Genomic DNA, 630 nt, shown 5'->3' with positions numbered 1-630 from the left:
CGCGATGAACCTTTTTTATTCTCTGAGAGCATTGATGGCAGTCGAATGATGCCAGCGCATAGGGTGAAAAATGCTCGCACAGATTGACCATAAAGGGTAAGCTGATGTCATGATAGTCACAGCGAAAGGTGAGTCATATGGAGCAGGAAAAAGTGGTGCAAATTGTTAGTCGCGGGCGTAGCGTCTGGGTAACGCGAGCTGAGATTGACGAGCTGCCGCGCAATGCGTGGTCTGCCTACTGCGCATATCGGCTGAGTATGTCCCACCGGCAAGCCATTGCTGAGCTGACCCATTTCACCGTCACCTATCCAGCGTCGGCCTGGCCAAACGGCGTGGTACCCAATGTGGCCTGATAGACAGGCTCAATGCGAGCCCGAAACACAAGCAGAGGAGTAGCAGGTATGACAGAGGGAATGACTGGAGTGCGTGTGAAGGTCGAAGACCTCAGCATGGCTGAACTGAATTTCTGGGCCGGGCGAGCGCTGGGCCTGCCGGTCGTGCTGCAGGGCGATGAGGTCCGTCTGATTGGGCCGATCCCGGCTGAGTGTGAGCCTCATCTTGGCCCATCTTAAATGCGAAAGGGGACTCCCTCCGACGTAGGTGGGAGGGGAATTTCGCCGGGGCGTCAGC

General features: G+C 56.3%; 2 protein-coding genes. Both read left to right on the top strand.

The window, feature by feature from the left end; translation table 11 throughout:
* Positions 1–137 precede the first annotated feature (137 nt).
* The gene (locus PG883_RS23730) at positions 138–353 is read left to right on the top strand and encodes a hypothetical protein (RefSeq protein ID WP_114522822.1); all 216 of its coding nucleotides are present in this window, start codon (positions 138–140) and stop codon (positions 351–353) included.
* A 75-nt stretch (positions 354–428) separates the two neighbouring features.
* Entirely contained in the window at positions 429–572 is a 144-nt protein-coding gene (locus PG883_RS23725; RefSeq protein ID WP_270808513.1) for a hypothetical protein, read from the top strand.
* Positions 573–630: the final 58 nt, after the last annotated feature.

The organism is Aeromonas sp. QDB25 (assembly GCF_027707725.1).
In the GTDB taxonomy this organism is placed as follows: Bacteria; Pseudomonadota; Gammaproteobacteria; order Enterobacterales; family Aeromonadaceae; genus Aeromonas; species Aeromonas caviae.
This window is presented reverse-complemented; position numbering and strand designations above follow the sequence as displayed.

Bases quoted from the DNA above. Each gene is read 5' to 3' on its own strand.
- PG883_RS23730 (WP_114522822.1), top strand. From the start codon at position 138: ATGGAGCAGGAAAAAGTGGTGCAAATTGTTAGTCGCGGGCGTAGCGTC.